Origin of the sequence: Nocardia lasii (genome assembly GCF_042658545.1) — a bacterium.
GTDB lineage: Bacteria > Actinomycetota > Actinomycetes > Mycobacteriales > Mycobacteriaceae > Nocardia > Nocardia lasii.
Genome location: NZ_JBHSQN010000015.1, coordinates 165,659 through 180,884, shown reverse-complemented (window position 1 = coordinate 180,884; position 15,226 = coordinate 165,659). Strand labels below are relative to the sequence as shown.

The window sequence follows — 15,226 nt, the reverse complement described above, 5'->3', positions numbered from 1 at the left end:
AGTAGCGGCTACGATGACGAGGTGAGTATCAGGAGTTCGGGACAGACCAAGCGTGTCCGGCTCAGCCCGGAGCAGCGTCGACTACAGCTGATCACCCTCGGCGCCGACATGTTGGCCGACCGTTCGCTCGAGGAGATCTCGGTCGACGACATCGCCAAACTGGCGGGGATCTCGCGCGGGCTGCTGTTCCACTACTTCGCGTCCAAGCAGGAATTCCACGAGGCCATCGCGCGGCATGTGATCGAGGATTTCTACCTCGCGATCGCCCCGAACCGGGACCTGTCGCTGTTCGACATGCTGCGCGACTCGATCGAACGCTACGTCGACTACGTCGCCGAACACTCGGGGTCCTACCGCTCGGTGCTGCGCGGACCGGCCAGCGTCACCCCCGAGGTCTCGGGCTACGTCGACAGCGCCCGCGCCCTCATCGCCGACCTCATCGTCGGCGAACTGCCGCTGCCCCCCGCCGACCCCGACCTGGCCCGGCTGACCCTGGCCATTCGCGGCTGGATCGCCTTCGTCGAGGAGACGATCCTGATCTGGATCCTCGAAAAGCCCATCGCCCGTGCGGATCTGGTGGATCTGCTGGTCGAGTCCCTGCCCGCGCTCGCGCTGAGTCCCGCGCTGATCAACGCCCTGCGCGGCTGAGTCGGAAGGGCCCTTCGGGGGCTTTCGATCGCGTCGAGGACAAGTCGTGATTGTGCGGCGTCGCGGTTCTACCGTGAGGCCATGTCTTCACACACTGCCGCCGACCGGCACGCCGAACGGGTCCTGCGGCACTTCGGGCCCGACCCCGCCGGCTGGGTTCGGCCGGGCGCGACCGACCACGATGTCGTGGTGGTCGGCGCCGGTCAGTCCGGGCTCGGGATCGGTTTCGCGTTGCGGCGCGCGGGAATCGGGCGCGTTTCGGTGATCGACGCGGCCGCGCCCGGTGCCACCGGGGTGTGGACGACCATCGCGCGCATGGTGAACCTGCGGACGCCGAAGAACTGGCCGGAGCCCGAATTCGGGTTCCCCGAGCTGAGTTTCCAGGCCTGGTACGAGGCGGTGCACGGGGAGCAGTCCTACGCGGACCTGCCGCGAGTTCCGCGCGCGGTCTGGGCGGAGTACATCGGGTGGATCGAGCGGCATACCGGCGTGCCGGTGCGCCATCGCACGAGTCTGCGCGGGATCACGCCCGCCGCGGACCATCTCGTGCTGACCCTCGCCGTCCGTGACGAGGCCGGGGTCGAGACCACGGTGGTCGAGACCACGCGAAAGGTGGTGCTGGCCAACGGTATCGAGGGCACCGGTGGTCCCTACCTGCCCGCCGAGCTCGCCGGACTGCCCGAGGAACTGGTCGCCCACACCGGTCATCGGATCGACTTCGACCGTCTCGCAGGCACATCCGTCGGGGTGCTCGGTGCGGCGGCATCGGCCTTCGACACCGCCGCGGCCGCCCTGGAAGCGGGTGCGGCCGAGGTGCACCTGTTCACCCGCCGCTCCGAACTGTTGATCCAGGGGCCGACCGGCGGGCCGACCCCTAATCTCGGCGCTCGCAACAACTTGCACCGGCGTGACGACGCCGCGCGCTGGCGGCAGAAGGTCGTCACCGCGCGCAACGGTCGCACCGTCCCGCTCGAATCGGTCAACCGCGCAACGGCTTTCCCCGGTTTCCGGATCCACCTGGACGCGGGCTGGCTCTCGACCGCCGAAGCCGACGGTCGGGTCCTCGTGGCGGCCGCCGACGGCACGCACACCTTCGACTACGTCATCGCGGGCACCGGGTTCCAGTACGACCCGAGCACCCGCCCCGAACTCGCCGCCATCGCCGCCGAGATCGCCCTGTGGGCCGACCGCTACCCGGCCCCGGCCGACCTCACCGACGACGTGCTCGCCCGCACGCCCTACGTCGGCGACGGATTCGAACTACAGCCCAAGCGCGACGCCGACTGGGTCGGCCGCATCCACGTCTTCTCCGCCGCCGCCCACCTCAACTTCGGCTACCCCATCGGCGACGCCCAGAGCCTGGCCCACCACATCCCCCGCCTGATCGACGCCCTCGCCCGCGACCTGTTCTTCGAGGACCAGCGCGTGCCCGCGACACCCGCGTCCCCCGCGACCCCACCGCCGTCGTGGCGGGAGCACTACGCCCACGCGATCTGGTCGCGGGTGCTCGGACCCGTCCAGCCCTGATCGCGCTCGGCTGAAGCACCGGATTATCCACGGAAACAGTTGATTTCACGGCGACTGGATGTAGTGCCACCTCATATTTCTCACGGAATATGAGGTGCATGCGAAAGACCATACGTACGGCGGGGCTGCTGGGTTGAATCCCTACCCGCGCTGGCTTTGAGCACCGTGCTCATCGCCGCGCTAGGAGACTGAGCCTTACTGCCCACGAAACTCCAGGTGGACAACTCGAAGTTCTGGAGTGCGTTCATCGACGAGAACATCACGGATCATGCTCACGCCTTCGGCTGACTGGAAGAAGTCCTGTCCGCGCCGCATATGCGGCGAGGTGTCCAGCGGTGGCCCGGCGATCGTCTCTTCGGGCGAGGTCCCCGTCCACTCTCTGAACTCGGCGACGAACTTGGAGTTCTCCAGCATCCAAACCAGGTCAGTCGGTGACATCTCCACCGCCAGTGAATATTTCAGGTCGCCCGGGCGGTCTCGTCGGACCAGCAGCACTTTCCCGTCGGCGGGCAACGACCAGTCGGCGAAGTCCGTGGCTTCTTCGATGAGTTCGGGACTTGTCGACTCCGTCGGCGATTCCGCACCACGAACGACGACGGCACTGGAACATCCTGTCACCGAAAGCCCTACCATGCTGATCATCACCCAACGGCGTAGACGTTGTGAGAGGACTGCCATAGCTACTGTCACCGCCCCGGGTCCGTGCGTGAGCCACCGCGACCCACATCGACTGTCGGCAGTTTCAGTGAGCCTGTCGCCGGGAGTATGCCGTCGAAACGGTTTACCGACGACGTTCCCAATTGGTCGAACTCCTTGGCCAAGCCTGCGGTATGCAATGCGCCCATTCTCGCGTCGGTGATCTTGACTCCTAGGATGTAGACCTCCTTGCCGCCATCCCAGTTGTACCTGTCGAACAGGTGGATCTGAAAGTCCATCGCAATTCGAGGCTGTCCGCTGTTCTCCCCGGGGGTTGTGGTAACCACTCCGGTCGCGCAGATCTCTACCGAAGCCATCGCCAGAAACCAGTCTTCGCTTTCCGCCTGACCGACGGAGAAGTCATCCCAGATCGACGTGAACGCGACGGTCTGGTTGTGGTTCGCGCTGTTGCTGGCAACCGGGCGAACAGCCTCGGTGACGACATAGTCGGCGTACTCTTTCAGCCTGGGGACATCGTTCATGGCTTCGTCGGGACTGATCGAGAAATCGGTGCCAGAATTGCCGAGATAGTGACGCATGCCGGACGCCGCGCGTGTCAATCCTGCGACGTCAGCCACCACCTGCGCTCGCAACGCGACAGTGAAGAATGCCAGATCGTCAGCCCGGCTGTAGATCGGTTGCGAGCCATGGGTGCCCGCGCCCGCATCGGGTGTGGGCGGTGTGGGCATCGGTGGGATCTGTGGTGCCATCGGGTTCCTTCACATCGGCGTATTTCCGCTGGCTGTAGTGACGTCCATGTGTGACAAGGTCAAACACGATTGTCGGCGCTCTCTTTCCACCACACCGTGTTTCCGATGCCATACTTGCGGTTGCCCGAGTCGCCTACGACTCTGTCTGGTAGCTCGAAATCATGGGTGTTGTAGACCGGTGCGGCTCGTCCTGGCGAATAGTCCAGTGCGGTCGTGATCTTGTCCAGAACGGTGGTTATCGCATTCTTGCGTGTCTCGGCGGCATTCCTCAGTTCATCGGTGCCCGTGGTGATCTGGGATTTTAGATCTCCGGGAAGTGGGTCGTTCACCTGCGCAGCCCATGCCCCCAGCGGGAACGAGGCGTCCCGGTAGACGATCGCTTCCAGAATCCTGCTGCTGAGGTCCATGACTTGGTTGAAGACCAGCCGTTCGAGGCAGATGCCTCCGTTCTCAACGATCTTCGCTGTGCTGTCCAAGTCGGTGCTGCGCGTGTCCATCGTCTGCCCTAGTGCGTGGGAGGTCGTGGTGAACGATTGTGCTGCCTCACCGGACCATTCCGAGGTCAGCCAGTTAGACCCGTTGATGATGTTCTGTGAGGCGACATAATCGTTGGTACCCAGCATGGCTATCCGCCTACCGATCGTTTCGACCGATTCCCAGTCCGCAAGTAGTGGAGTGAGATATTCCTCGGTCGGTTTGATACCGAGTGCGACGCTCAGCGGCTCGTCATAGGGTGACAACAGCGAGATGGTAGAGGTGACGAGCTGTTTCAGTGTGAACTGCTCGTCGGCGACATCTGGAAGGCTCGGGAGCTGGAGACCGCCGAATCTGGTGGTGCCTGCCGCGTCGGAATTCCCGGCAGCGGAGTCGGTCGCCGCAGCGAGCGCTGCTGCGGTTGCGCCATCGGTTGCTTGGTATGACGTCGCCGATGTAGTTAGGTTCGTGCCGATGGTGTCCATCGTTGTCGTGTCGGATTGCAATGCCGAGGAGTACGCGCTCCGGAACTTCTCGAGTGGGGAGGTGAGGTTCGCGAGCAGTCCGGACGTGCCCGTCGTCAGGGCGATCGAGGGATTGAACCGAGCGGCGTTCGATGATGCGGTCGCGGCGACATCCTGCAGGTCGAGCTTGAACCCGGTGAGCCGGGATGTGTCGACAGCGACGTGGTTCACCGTGCCTCCAAAGCTTGATGCCCCGTGTAGCAGCGGGCTGGTGTGCTGATCGTAGGGCTCGGATGCGATTGAATGAAGCTGTACTGCAATGAAACTCGCCCACCTTCGAGAACTGACGGAGATACTAGTCCATGATCAGCCGGGCCGATCGGCAGTTTTGGGGCGGGCCCGCAGATGCGCGCGCTCGCCCTGCTTGCCGAACAGGCTGAGGAACTCGACGGACTGTTCGTCGGCCGCGCCGAACCAGTGCGGGATGTGGGTGTCGAATTCGGCGGCCTCGCCGGGGACCATCACGAAGTCGTTGTCGCCCAGGATCACTCGCAGGCGGCCGTTGAGGACGTAGAGCCACTCGTAGCCCTCGTGCGCCTGCGGGGTGTCGGGGCGGTTGCGGGCGCCCGGGGCGATGATCATCTTGAAGGCCTGGATGCCGCCCGCGCGTCGGGTGAGCGGGAGCATGGTCATGCCGTGGCGGGTGATCGGGCGCAGGTGCACGCGGGGATCGCCGGTTTGTGGGGCGTCGACGAGCTCGTCGAGGGTGACGCCGTGCGCCTTGGCCAGGGGGAGCAGGAGTTCGAGGGTGGGTTTGCGCGCGCCGGATTCCAGCCGCGACAGGGTGCTCACCGAGATGCCGGTTTCCTGGGAGAGGTCGGCGAGGGTGGTCTGGCGCTGTTTGCGCAGGGCACGCAGGCGAGGACCGACCGCACCGAGGGTTTGATCGAAGTCGTCCATGCGGTTCAGTTTGCCATGACGGCAAATTTCATTGCCGGATTCCGGCTGTGGGCGGCACTGTGGATCTCGAAGGAGGTCGAGATGACGACACAGCTCGAGGATTCGTACGAGGTAGTGGTGCTCGGTGGCGGGGCCGCCGGATTGAACGCGGCCCTGATGCTGGCCCGGTCACGGCGGTCGGTGCTGGTGATCGACGCGGGCACACCCCGCAACGCGCCCGCGCACGCGGTGCACGGGTTGCTGGGGCGGGAGGGGATGTCGCCGCTGGCGTTGTTGGAGGTGGGGCGGGCCGAGGTGCGGGGGTATGGCGGGCAGGTCGTGTCGGGGGAGGTGGTCGACGTGCGGCGCGGCGAGTCGGGTTCGGGCGCCGGTGTGGAGGATCCGAGTTCCGGCGGTGCCGAGGGTGAATCGAGCTCGGCGGCAAGCCGATTCGGTGCGGGGGCCCGGGTCGAGCGTGGTCCGGCCACCGATGCCGATTTCCTCGTGACCCTGGCCGACGGGCGCAGTGTGCGTGCCCGGCGGATTCTCGTCGCCACCGGTCTCGCCGACGAACTCCCCTCGATTCCCGGCCTGTGCGAACGCTGGGGCAACGAGGTCCTGCACTGCCCGTACTGCCACGGCTGGGAGGTGCGCGATCAGCGCATCGCCGTGCTGGCGAGCGGGCCGATGTCGGTGCACCAGGCGCTGCTGTTCAGCCAGCTCAGCGACGACATCGTCTTCCTCACCCACACCGCGCCGCCGCTGAGCGACGAGGACGCGGACAAGCTCGCGGCCCGGGGCATCCGGGTGGTCCCCGGCGAGGTGGTCGAAGTCCTCGCCGACGACCGACTGACCGGAATCCGCCTGTCCGACAACACGATCATCGCCCGCGACGCCCTCGTCGTCGGCCCCCGCATGAACACCCGTGCCACCTTCCTCGAAGGTCTCGGCCTCACCCCCGAACCCCACCCCATGGGCATCGGCGACCACATCCCCGCCGACCCCCTCGGCCGCACCACGGTCCCCGGCGTCTGGATCGCGGGCAACGCCACCGACCCCTCCGCCCAGGTCGGCGCCGCCGCCGCGGCCGGTGCCATGGCCGGAGCCCAGATCAACGCGGACCTGGTCATGACCGACACCGCCGCCGCAGTGAACGCCCGCGCCACGCGGCAAGCCTCCGCTGCCGGGTGATCATCCCGGTAACCGACCGACCGTAGCCTCGAAAATCGGTGCCCGACAACAAGTCTCGACCTGCGGTGGCGTCAGCTCGGCGTGATCCGATGGTGTCGGAATTCGGGGATCGCGCGACCGATCGTGACGAAGTCCGTGTCATTGTGGACAACGGTGGCGTCGTGCCGCAGGGCGACCGCGGCGATCTGCACATCCGTGGTCTGGGCCCCACGGCCAGCGCCGATCTTCCACAGCGCGGTGCGGATTCGGCGCACATTCGCTTCGACCATGTCGTCGGCGGGCAGCCAGAAGAAGACGGAACCGTACAGTTCGGTGAGGTAACCGAGGTCGGCCGCGTTGCGCGCGCTGAACCTGGCCTCGTCCATCGTCACCGACGACGCGCACAGTGCGCCGGTCACCGCGAGCTCGTCGACGGCCCGTTCGACGACGGCATTTCGGCGGTAGTGCGACATGACCGACTGATCGATGAGATATCGAGGACGAACCGCCATCGCTGTCATCGGGATTCGTTCTGATCGGCCGCCAGTTCGTCCTCGGTCAAAAAGGGATTGTGGTCCATGCGCTTGAGCCGTGTCAGCGCCTCACGCTGCCGGTAGCCCTGTACCAGCTCCGACATCGCGAGGTTGATGACCGCCTTCTTCGTGGGCAGGCCGGTCAGGCGCAAGGCTTCTGCGAGTAGCTCGTCGGGGATCTCCACTGTTGTCGCCATCGCGCCTCCATATTCAGGTTCTCTGATATTCATAATATCAGGAATTCGTAATATGGCGGCCGATGGATGGGTGGGCCCGGAATCCTCGTTGATCCGCGACTAGCTGTGGTGCGCGAGAACGCTGTCGATGGCAGAGGTGAGGAGTTTCTCGGCCCTGGCCGGGGACAGTTGGCCGATGGTGACGTGGATGGCCAGGCCGTCGAGGAGGGCGAGGAGGGAGTCGATGGCGGTGGTGGGGTCGGGGTGATTGGGGAGGAGGGTGGTGAGGTGGTCGCGGAAGGCGAGGCCGTTGGTGGCGAGGGTTTCGGCGATGTGGGGGCGGACCGAGGCGAAGGCCAGATAGCCGATCAGGATGCGGGCGTCGGCGGCCGATTCAGGGTCGGTGGGGAGTAGGGCGGTGAGGATGTCGCGCAGGTCGGGGCCTGCCGCGGCGATACGGGCGCCGATGCGTTCGGCGATGGTGGTGGTCGCGAACTCCATCATGGCTTCCTTGGAAGGGAAGTAGTGCTGGACCTGGCCGGTGGAGACGTTCGCCTCGGCGGCGACGTGGCGCAGGCTGATCGACTCCAGGCCGTCACGGGCGAGCAGCCGCATCACCGCGTCGCTGATCGTCGCGCGTCGTGACTCGTGATCCACCCGCTTCGGCATCCGCCCATCTTTTCACAATGCACTTGTATTGCCATCGGCTCCGTCTTTACAATGCGAATGTATTGAAAAGGAGGGGTCATGAACCCGATCGCACGGCTCGCACGCGGTTTCGTTCGCCTCGAAGTCGATGTCTGGGTGAGCCTGGGCCGCGCGATCACCCGCAAGCCGGACACAGCGGGCGGCGTCCCGATTCGCTACGCCGGGGCGGTGTCGGCGTTCCTGTGGGCATTCGTCGTGGTCAGCGCCGTGGAAATCCCGGCGATGCACCTGCTCATCCCGTGGGCCCCGGTCCGCATCGTCGCCCTCGTCCTGGGTGCCTGGGGGCTGCTGTGGATTCTCGGCACCCTCGCCGGACACCACATGTACTCCCACCTGCTCACCGACGAGCAACTCCGCGTCCGCTACCTCCGCCGCACCCGCCTCGACATCCCCCTCACCGCGATCCGCTCGGTCCACCCCGAACTCCGCGCCTACGACGGCACGAAGTCCCTCCAACTCACCGGCCCCACCAGCGACACCCTCGCCGTCACAGTCGGCAGCTCCACCAACATCCGCCTCACCCTGACAACCCCCCACACCTTCCACACCCCCCACGGCGACTTCACCGCGACCGCCATCGCCCTCTGGGCCGACGACCCACAGGCAGCCGTCACCTCGATCCGCGCCGCGATGACGACGCACCGAGCCGCCTAACTCCCGATCCCTGCCTCAGCCCCGAGCGATTTCGGCTACGAGGGTGGCATTTTCGTGCATTTCCCGCCGCCCAAGGCGGAAAACTGACCGAACACAGGCGGGCCTGCACGAAAATGCCACCCGCTTCACGGCTGGTCGGGCAGCGGTGCATCCGCTGGGAAGCAGCGAACAACCTCGATCGTGCCGATGATGTTGCGGTTGAATTCGTCGAGATCCTCAGCGGGAATCCAGTATTCGAGAATGTCGCGCCCGCCGACCTGCTGTACCTCGTACCGGTCGAGATAGTCGCTGTCGACCTCGAAGCGAGTCACATACCCCGCACCGGACGCGGCCACGTTCCAATCCCTGGCAATGAGAATCGCATAGGACTCATTGAGAACCGGATAGAAGATCGGCTGGTCAACCAGCCGCGGCGGCCAAGCCCGCCACCCGGATCCGGCGACCAGCGCCAGCTCGTTGGGCCCGGTCGGCCGCCACAGTGTCGTGGTTCGCATACGCGCACGGTAGCCGGGCCTGACGTGCGGAGGCCACGGGATTTCGGGTTATCGGACCGTGGCGACGATGGTCTGGGTGGCATTCCAGGGGGTGGCGGATTCGTGGTGGTCGATGGTGAAGCCGTTGGTGGACAGCAAGTCCGTCAGGCCGGTGCCGCAGACTTCGCGGGCGTGGTCGGGTTCCATCACGAGGAAGTAGGCGTCGATGAACAGGCCGGTCAGGGGTGGGCGGTCCAGGTCGACGATGACGAATCGGCCACCGGGGACGAGGACTCGGGCGGACTCGCGGACCGCGTCGAGGCGCACCGCGGTCGGGACTTCGTGGAGTCCGAACACCGCCATGACCGTGTCGAAGGAGTTGTCCGGGAAGGGGAGTGCGCTCGCGTCGCCTTCGATCAAGGTGAGGTTGGCGGGTCCCTGCGATGCCAGTTTGCGTCGCCCGACGGCGATCATCTCCGGCGACAGATCCAGGCCCACCACTTCCGCGTCGGGATGTTGCCGCGCGACCAGGCGCGCGGCGTAGCCGGTGCCCGCGCACAACTCGAGCACCCGCCCCACCCGGCCGCGCCCGACGTGGTCCACGAGCTCGGCGTGCGGACTCCCCGGTAGATGGGGGTTCACCGTTTCGAACACATCCCCGGCGAGCGCGAACTTCAGTCTGTTTCCGATAGTGAACATGCCTTGAAGTTAGGCTTACCTAACCGGTTTGGCAAGGGGTTGATGTCCGGCGGAAGGCGGGGATGTCATGGCGAAATCCTCGGCGGCACACCATATTTCGAGCCTCTTATCCTAGCGGTGGCCGCCGGTGTGGTCGTGGGTGCAGGTGTCGGTGCGGCGGTTGTCGGTGGCCGCCTGGCCTGCGCCGTGGCCTTCGAGGGCGGCGAAGGGGCCGCACTGGTGGGGGGTTATCCAGACGTGGACCATGGGGTTGCCGGTGCCGGGGTTGAGGGAGTTGGGTGGGCAGTTGCCTTGGGTGTCGAGGACGCCGGCGACTACGGGGCCGTTGTCGCCCGCCTTCCAGCACAGGTTGTCGTGGACGTGCCACTGCATCAGGGGGCCCGCGTAGTTCACCAGTTCGGGGTCGTCGATCTTCTTGCCGGTGGCGATGTACATGGCCGAGACGAGGGTGCGGTCGGTGCCGTCGACCCGGTAGACCAGGGATTCTGGGTGGGTGGGGTCGAGGAACTTGTCGTCGCGGATGTAGCTCATGTTGATGTAGTGCTCGTAGCCGGTGGCGGCGTCGCCGATGGAGCGGAAGCCGAGGGCGCCGACGGAATTCACGTCGGCGAAGGCGGGGAGGCCGTCGAGGGTGCGGCGGATCAGGTCGGTCGCGCGGGACTGCTGTTCGGTGCTCACGCCGGCGACGCCGGACAGGTCGATCGGCTGGGTCGGATCCCAGGGGCGGGGCCAGGCGGAATCGTGGTCGTCGCCGGTGCCGTGCGCGTGGTCGTCGCCCGCGGCGTGGGCGTCGCCGTGACTGTGGACGTGGCCGACCCCGCTGAGCATCGCCGCCACCGCGAGCACTCCCACGGCTGTGATCGCGATCCCCGCGCGCACCGGCGGCAGGGTCGCGGTGGGTCGGGCCAGGCCGACACCCGCCGCCAATACCGCCAACACACCGAGTCCGGCGCACACGGTATCGGCCAGCTGCGGCGACTCGGCGGTCAAGCCGGCGATGCCGGGCACATCCGCGAACCGGGTGTACGCCCACGTCGCGGCGGCGAAACCGTTCACCGCGAGCATCGACAGCACCACGGCCCGACGCGCACTCAGCAGTACCGCCAAGCCGGTCGCGACCTGAATCGCGGCCAATACCAGCATCATTCGGGCCAGGGTGGCGTGCTCGGTGTGCATCCCGGCCGCCAGGAAATGCACGGCCCCGGCACCCACCGATGAGATCCCGCCGAGTAGGAGATAACCGTTCCGCCCGTTCGCCATGCCATGCTCCTGCTGTGTTGTTGGAGCGCTGGCGCGCTCGAGCGGGGCCCTTCGGGCCCCTGATCTTCCCTCCCTGCGGGTACTCCTTCGTCGCACCCTCCGGTCAGTCCAGATCAGGGCGGGCCCCTTGAAGAGATTCTCGGACCCTACCGGGACAAATTGAGGCTCCGGTGCCTTCCGGATAAGAGGACTCTGTGACCCAGATCTCGCCGGAAACGACGAACGCCGGGCGGATCGCGATGATCCACCCGGCGTCGACCGTTGTGCGTGAAAACCCTACGTGGTCGGCTCGAAAGCCTCGCTGATGATCTCAGCCTGCTCCACGGCGTGGACCTTCGACGAACCCGAGGACGGGGCCGACATGGCGCGGCGCGAGATGCGACGCAGGCGGCCGAGGTGCTCGGGCAGAACCTCGGGCAGGTTCAGGCCGAAGAAGGGCCAGGCGCCCTGGTTGGCGGGTTCTTCCTGGACCCAGGCGATATCGGTCGCGTTGGGGTACTTGGCCAGTGCTTCGTTGAGGCGGTAGGTGGGGATCGGGTAGAGCTGTTCGATCCGCACGATCGCCACGTCGTCGCGCTTGTGCTTGGCCTTCTCCGCGGCCAGCTCGTAGTAGAGCTTGCCCGAGGTGAGCAGGATCCGCTTGACCTTGCTCGGGTCGCCGACACCCTGCTCGTAGGTGGGCTCGTCGAACACCGAACGGAACTTCGACTCGGTGAAGTCCTTGATATCGGACACCACGGCCTTGTTGCGCAGCATCGACTTCGGGGTGAAGACGATCAGCGGACGGCGGATGCCGTCGAGGGCGTGGCGACGCAGCAGGTGGAAGTAGTTCGCCGGCGTGGACGGCACCGCCACGGTCATCGAACCCTCCGCGCACAGCTGCAGGAAGCGTTCGATCCGACCGGAGGTGTGGTCGGGACCCTGACCCTCGTGGCCGTGCGGCAGCAGCAGCACCACGTCGGAGAGCTGGCCCCACTTGGCCTCACCGGAGGAGATGAACTCGTCGATGATCGACTGCGCGCCGTTGACGAAGTCACCGAACTGCGCCTCCCACAACACCAGCGCGTTGGGGTTGCCCAGCGAGTAGCCGTATTCGAAACCGACAGCGGCGAATTCGCTCAGCGCCGAGTCGTGCACCGCGAACCAACCCGGCTTCTCCGAGCCGATGTTGTGCAGCGGGGTGTACTCGTCGGCGTTGATCCGGTCGATGATGACCGCGTGGCGCTGGGTGAACGTGCCACGGCGCGAATCCTGACCGGTCAGGCGCACATCGTGGCCCTGGTCGATCAGCGAGCCGAAGGCCAGCAGTTCGGCGAAAGCCCAGTCGACCTTGCCCTCGTAGGCCATCTCGCGACGCTTCTCCAGCACCGGCTTGACGCGCGGGTGCACGTTGAAGCCGTCCGGCGGGGTGTTGAACGCGTCGCCGATGCGCTGCAGCACCGACTTGTCGACCGCGGTCTGCACGGTGGCGGGGACCTTCTGGTCGTCCTCGACCGACTCCGAGGGCTCGGGAACGTACTTCTCCAGCTCACGGACCTCGTTGAAGACCCGCTCGAGCTGACCCTGGTAGTCGCGCAGCGCGTCCTCGGCCTCCTTCATGGAGATGTCGCCACGACCGATCAGCGATTCGGTGTAGGCCTTACGCACCGAACGCTTGGTGTCGATGATGTCGTACATCTCCGGCTGGGTCATCGAGGGATCGTCGCCCTCGTTGTGCCCGCGGCGGCGGTAGCAGACGAGGTCGATGACGACGTCCTTGCGGAACTTCTGGCGGAAGTCGACCGCCAGGCGGGCCACCCAGTCGCAGGCTTCCGGGTCGTCACCGTTGACATGGAAGATCGGCGCGCCGATGAACTTCGCGATGTCGGTGGAGTACTCGGTGGAGCGGCTGTTCTCGGGCGCGGTGGTGAAACCGATCTGGTTGTTCACCACGATGTGGATGGTGCCGCCGACCCGGTAGCCGCGCAGGCCGCCCAGGTTCAGCGTCTCGGCGACCACGCCCTGACCGGCGAACGCGGCGTCACCGTGCAGCATCAGCGGCATCACGGAGAAGCCGTCGGGGCCGTCGCCCTTGTCGAGCAGGTCCTGCTTGGCGCGGACCAGACCCTCGAGGACCGGGTCGACCGCTTCCAGGTGCGAGGGGTTGGCGGTGAGCGAGACCGCGATCTCGTTGTCGCCGAACATCTGCAGGTACTGGCCGTGCGCGCCGAGGTGGTACTTCACGTCGCCGGAGCCGTGGGTGGCGGCCGGGTTCATGTTGCCCTCGAACTCGGTGAAGATCTTCGAGTACGGCTTGCCGACGATGTTGGCGAGCACGTTGAGGCGGCCGCGGTGCGGCATGCCGATGATGACCTCGTCCATCGCGTACTCGGCGCACTGGTCGATGGTGGCGTCCATCATCGGGATGACGGCTTCGGCGCCCTCGAGCGAGAACCGCTTCTGGCCGACGTACTTGGTCTGCAGGAAGGTCTCGAACGCCTCGGCGGCGTTGAGCCGGTTCAGGATGTACTTCTGCTGGGCGACAGTCGGTTTGACGTGCTTCTGCTCGACCCGATCCTGGATCCACTTGAGCTGGTCGGTCTCGAGGATGTGGGTGTACTCCACGCCCACGTGGCGGCAGTACGCGTCACGCAGGATCGAGAGCACGTCGCGCAGCTTCATCCGCTCCTGGCCGTGGAAGCCGCCCACGTCGAAGTGGCGGTCCAGGTCCCACAGGGTGAGGCCGTGCTCGGTGACATCGAGGTCGGGGTGGCTGCGGAACTTGTCCTTGACCAGGCGCAGCGGATCGGTGTCGGCCATCAGGTGACCACGGTTGCGGTAGGCGGCGATCATCTCGAGCACCCGGGCGCTCTTGTCGACGCCGCGCGCGCTGATGTCCTTGCGCCAGCGGATCGGCTCGTACGGCACGCCGAGGCCGTGGAAGATCTCGTCGTAGAACTCGTCGGAGATCAGCAGGTTGTGGATGGTGCGCAGGAAATCGCCGGACTCGCCACCCTGGATGATGCGGTGGTCGTAGGTCGAGGTCAGCGTCATCAGCTTGCCGACGCCGATATCGGCGATCCGCTCATCGCTCATGCCCTGGAACTCGGCCGGGTACTCCATCGCGCCGGCGCCGATGATCGCGCCCTGACCGGGCATCAGCCGCGGCACGGAGTGCACGGTGCCGATGGTGCCGGGGTTGGTGAGCGAGATCGTGACACCGGTGAAGTCGTCGGTGCCGAGCTTGCCTTCGCGGGCCCGGCGCACGACGTCCTCGTAGGCGGCGTGGAACTGACCGAAGCTCATGTCTTCGGTTTCCTTGATGGCGGCCACGACCAGCGAGCGGTTGCCGTCCTTGCCCTGCAGGTCGATCGCCAGGCCAAGGTTGGTGTGGGCCGGGGTGACCGAGTTGGGCTTGCCGTCGATCTCGGCGAAGTGGCGGTTCATGTTCGGGAACGCCTTGATCGCCTGCACGATCGCGTAACCCAGCAGGTGGGTGAACGAGATCTTGCCGCCACGGGTGCGCGCGAGGTGGTTGTTGATCACCAGGCGGTTGTCGATCATCAGCTTGGCCGGGATGGCGCGTACCGAGGTGGCGGTGGGGATGGTCAGCGAGGCCGACATGTTCTTGGCGATGGCGGCGGCGGGGCCGCGCAGCACCTTGTTCTCCGGGCCCGCGGCAGCGGCTGCCTTGGGCGCGGTGGTGGCCGGTGCGTTCGACACCGGCGCGGGAGTGGTCTGCGGCGTGCGCACGGTCTTGGGCGCCGGAGCCGGTTCGGGCTTCGGCGGTGCGGTCACTACGGCGGCCTTGGGCGCGGGAGCCGCGACCTTCGGCGCCGCAGCGGCAACTGCGGGAGCTGCGGCCTGTGGTGCGGACGCGGGAGCTGAGGCGGTGGCGGGCGCCTGGCTGTTACCGGATTCGGTGGCTTCCGGGGTGTAATCCGCGAGGAACTCGTGCCAACTCGCGTCGACCGAGGACGGGTCCTGTTTGAACTTCTGATACATCTCGTCGACTAGCCACTGGTTCTGTCCGAACTGGGAAGTTGAGCTGCTCACAGCTGGTGTTCGCCTCATTTCGTTCTTCGCGCTGCGACGTTTGTGACGTGCCCGGCAGGG

At 66.2% G+C, this 15,226-nt stretch carries 15 protein-coding genes; 4 read left to right on the top strand and 11 right to left on the bottom strand.

Annotation, left to right across the window (positions count from 1 at the left end; translation table 11 throughout):
* Window positions 1-21: 21 nt before the first annotated feature.
* Both ACFP3H_RS22895 and ACFP3H_RS22890 read left to right on the top strand, forming a co-directional pair.
* On the top strand, window positions 22-648 hold the full coding sequence (locus ACFP3H_RS22895; RefSeq protein WP_378609072.1) for a TetR/AcrR family transcriptional regulator: 627 nt from the start codon (window positions 22-24) through the stop codon (window positions 646-648).
* A gap of 81 nt (window positions 649-729) precedes the next feature.
* A complete protein-coding gene (locus tag ACFP3H_RS22890; RefSeq protein ID WP_378609071.1) occupies window positions 730-2,175 on the top strand; it encodes an NAD(P)-binding domain-containing protein in 1,446 nt (481 codons plus the stop codon).
* Window positions 2,176-2,370: 195 nt separating this feature from the next.
* Here ACFP3H_RS22890 and ACFP3H_RS22885 read toward each other — a convergent pair whose 3' ends face one another.
* The 4 genes from ACFP3H_RS22885 to ACFP3H_RS22870 all read right to left on the bottom strand — a co-directional run bounded on the left by ACFP3H_RS22885 (window position 2,371) and on the right by ACFP3H_RS22870 (window position 5,479).
* Window positions 2,371-2,817: a hypothetical protein gene (locus ACFP3H_RS22885; protein WP_378609069.1), complete on the bottom strand. Its 447-nt coding sequence runs from the start codon at window positions 2,815-2,817 to the stop codon at window positions 2,371-2,373.
* Window positions 2,818-2,861: 44 nt separating this feature from the next.
* Window positions 2,862-3,581 carry a hypothetical protein gene (locus ACFP3H_RS22880; protein ID WP_378609068.1) on the bottom strand — a complete coding sequence of 240 codons (720 nt, stop codon included), beginning with the start codon at window positions 3,579-3,581 and terminating at the stop codon, window positions 2,862-2,864.
* Window positions 3,582-3,640: 59 nt separating this feature from the next.
* Window positions 3,641-4,750, bottom strand: coding sequence for a hypothetical protein (locus ACFP3H_RS22875; RefSeq protein WP_378609067.1), 1,110 nt, complete (start codon window positions 4,748-4,750; stop codon window positions 3,641-3,643).
* 135 nt (window positions 4,751-4,885) lie between these two features.
* A complete protein-coding gene (locus tag ACFP3H_RS22870; protein ID WP_378609066.1) occupies window positions 4,886-5,479 on the bottom strand; it encodes a helix-turn-helix domain-containing protein in 594 nt (197 codons plus the stop codon).
* 81 nt (window positions 5,480-5,560) lie between these two features.
* On the opposite strand from ACFP3H_RS22870, the gene ACFP3H_RS22865 reads away from it, so the two are divergent.
* Complete coding sequence (locus tag ACFP3H_RS22865) at window positions 5,561-6,649, top strand: NAD(P)/FAD-dependent oxidoreductase (protein ID WP_378609065.1); 1,089 nt, start codon at window positions 5,561-5,563, stop codon at window positions 6,647-6,649.
* Between the two features lie 71 nt (window positions 6,650-6,720).
* Here ACFP3H_RS22865 and ACFP3H_RS22860 read toward each other — a convergent pair whose 3' ends face one another.
* From ACFP3H_RS22860 to ACFP3H_RS22850, 3 genes are all read right to left on the bottom strand, one after another.
* Window positions 6,721-7,140, bottom strand: a complete 420-nt coding sequence (locus ACFP3H_RS22860; RefSeq protein ID WP_378609064.1) for a PIN domain-containing protein — start codon at window positions 7,138-7,140, stop codon at window positions 6,721-6,723.
* 5 nt (window positions 7,141-7,145) lie between these two features.
* Window positions 7,146-7,358, bottom strand: a complete 213-nt coding sequence (locus ACFP3H_RS22855; protein WP_378609063.1) for a type II toxin-antitoxin system VapB family antitoxin — start codon at window positions 7,356-7,358, stop codon at window positions 7,146-7,148.
* Between the two features lie 99 nt (window positions 7,359-7,457).
* Entirely contained in the window at window positions 7,458-8,006 is a 549-nt protein-coding gene (locus tag ACFP3H_RS22850) for a TetR/AcrR family transcriptional regulator (RefSeq protein WP_378609062.1), read from the bottom strand.
* 78 nt (window positions 8,007-8,084) lie between these two features.
* Between ACFP3H_RS22850 and ACFP3H_RS22845 the strand changes: the two genes are divergently transcribed.
* Complete coding sequence (locus tag ACFP3H_RS22845; protein WP_378609061.1) at window positions 8,085-8,699, top strand: YdbT family protein; 615 nt, start codon at window positions 8,085-8,087, stop codon at window positions 8,697-8,699.
* A 125-nt stretch (window positions 8,700-8,824) separates the two neighbouring features.
* Here ACFP3H_RS22845 and ACFP3H_RS22840 read toward each other — a convergent pair whose 3' ends face one another.
* The 4 genes from ACFP3H_RS22840 to ACFP3H_RS22825 all read right to left on the bottom strand — a co-directional run bounded on the left by ACFP3H_RS22840 (window position 8,825) and on the right by ACFP3H_RS22825 (window position 15,184).
* Window positions 8,825-9,193, bottom strand: coding sequence for an ADP-ribosylation/crystallin J1 (locus ACFP3H_RS22840; RefSeq protein WP_378609060.1), 369 nt, complete (start codon window positions 9,191-9,193; stop codon window positions 8,825-8,827).
* Between the two features lie 48 nt (window positions 9,194-9,241).
* On the bottom strand, window positions 9,242-9,871 hold the full coding sequence (locus ACFP3H_RS22835) for a class I SAM-dependent methyltransferase (RefSeq protein ID WP_378609059.1): 630 nt from the start codon (window positions 9,869-9,871) through the stop codon (window positions 9,242-9,244).
* A gap of 111 nt (window positions 9,872-9,982) precedes the next feature.
* Window positions 9,983-11,131 carry a hypothetical protein gene (locus tag ACFP3H_RS22830; protein ID WP_378609058.1) on the bottom strand — a complete coding sequence of 383 codons (1,149 nt, stop codon included), beginning with the start codon at window positions 11,129-11,131 and terminating at the stop codon, window positions 9,983-9,985.
* A gap of 276 nt (window positions 11,132-11,407) precedes the next feature.
* A complete protein-coding gene (locus tag ACFP3H_RS22825) occupies window positions 11,408-15,184 on the bottom strand; it encodes a multifunctional oxoglutarate decarboxylase/oxoglutarate dehydrogenase thiamine pyrophosphate-binding subunit/dihydrolipoyllysine-residue succinyltransferase subunit (RefSeq protein ID WP_378609057.1) in 3,777 nt (1,258 codons plus the stop codon).
* Window positions 15,185-15,226 lie beyond the last annotated feature (42 nt).